1 pseudogene is annotated in these 1,952 nt (G+C 33.7%); it reads right to left on the bottom strand.

The annotated features are described in order from the left end of the window. Nucleotides 1-1,931, bottom strand: a pseudogene (locus ACFQ2O_RS21420) (TrlF family ATPase); the annotation flags it as partial. Nucleotides 1,932-1,952: the final 21 nt, after the last annotated feature.

Raw genomic sequence — 1,952 nt, 5'->3', positions numbered from 1 at the left:
TCAAATAACTTTTTGACTAGTTGGTTTCTTTCCTCTATTGCACTTTCTAATTCCAGCGGGAGTCTCTCATCTAGATATTTTAACTCTGATTTTGAGTGCTCAATAGTTCCATATGAATCTGTGTCCCCGATAATTCCTTTTCTCCTGTTTTCCCATTCATCTAAGTCAGTCAGATACTTCTGGTAAAGCCTATATGGTTCATCTAGCTTTTCTTCTAAACTAATGAGCTTTTGGTATAAATCAGTAATGGTTTCTTCAAGTCCTTTATTATTCTCATCTTGACCTTGTAACTCAAGTTGTATAGCATCTAAATCCCTGTTCTTTTCTTCTTTGAGCTTAACAATTGGTTCTAAACTTACTTCATATTTTAAAATATTGTCTAAGTCAAGATCATACCTTCCCAGCGCTGTTCTGTATTTTCCAGAGCTTTGATCTAATGTATCTTTTAAATTTTGGAACGACTGTCGGATTTTTTCAAGCTCACTAGATTCTTGTAGTAGGGTAGATTTTGCTTCATTCAAATGTTTTAGTCGTGCCTCTTTCTGAGTTGTAGCCTTCTTTACATTTTCTATTTCTGCGTGAATATCTTTATTACGAGCTTCTAGCTCAGGATTATTAGTTGGAGTTTGTATCGCGTCAGGTTTTAAAGCTTCATGGTTTTTAAGCTCTTCCTCCTTGTTCTGAAGTTTTTCTGTTAAACTTTGCCTAAAACTTTCAAGGCTCTTCCTTTCAAGATTAATAATTCGAAGATTGATATCTTCAATTTCCCCCTTGATAGAGCCTAATTCCTTATTGATCACTTCACTTTTATAAGTAATAAGCTCGTCAAGGTTAGAGAATCCCAATCTTTCACTAGAAGCAGTGTGAGTAAAAATTATCTTTTTAATTTCTCTCTCAAAATCATGCTCATCCTCATTCACACAAAGTGATTCTAAGAAATTTTGTGGAATGTATTTTACCTTTTCTGGTTTGTTTGGATCTACATCATTATCTAATCTAAAGTAACCATCCTTGCTGTTGTCAGACCAAACTATTTGTGCTTCAGTGTTGGCAGCTCTATTGTATGGTCTTGGATTTCTGAATTTAGCTTTAGTTAAGAAGGAGTAATTATCATTATAACTATTACCTACAAGACCGATGATGTCAGTCAATGCACTTTTCCCGTTTCCTTTATTTCCAATAACTGCTACTAGGCTTGGATTTAAATTTATATCAAAGTCTCTGTACCACACCTCAGGCATACTACTAGTATCTAACCTTTTGATTGATACTGATTGTATGAATTTGTTTGGATTAGCTTTTTTTCTTTGAATTAACTCTGGTTGTCCTCCAACAAAAAGCCTATCAGGTTCATGAATGACTTGCTTTAAACCTTCAAAAGTTGGATCAGCCTTTATCCATGTAAAACATTTTCCAATTCTATCTTTATTTGAAGACTTACTATTGCGATGTGCATCACTGCAATCTAGAAGCAAATCATTAACCTTTTGCTCAGTTAATTTTCGTTTAGCTTTATTGTAAGCATCGATTGTTTCACTAGATGTGAACACAAAATCAACACTATTTATTACTGTCTTCTTTTCAGCAATGCTACTATCATTCCAAGAGAACTCATCCCACTCAGTTTTACCAATTGCAGTTAAGAAACTGCCTTTTAAATAGCTTGTTGAAGAATTTAAAATCTGTACTATTTCCTCTTCATCAAAATTAATGTTGTTAAATCCTTCAGTTATATCGCTTCCATAACTAGATATAGCATCATCCGGCACTGTGCTTTTTATAGCTTTTCCTAAATCAGCTAAACTTTCTTTTGTAATGTATCCCCCCCACTGTACACCATTACTTTCAGGAGCTAATTTATACTTGCCGTATAACTGATTTAGGAATTGTTGTCTAATTATATCAGGACTTAACTTATCAGAGAAGATCACATGGAAGTTTATTCTTTTAAA

The sequence above is a fragment of the Pontibacter rugosus genome (assembly GCF_042678745.1).
GTDB lineage: Bacteria > Bacteroidota > Bacteroidia > Cytophagales > Hymenobacteraceae > Pontibacter > Pontibacter rugosus.
The sequence above is the reverse complement of the archived record's forward strand: the minus strand, read 5'-3'. Positions and strand labels throughout refer to the sequence as shown.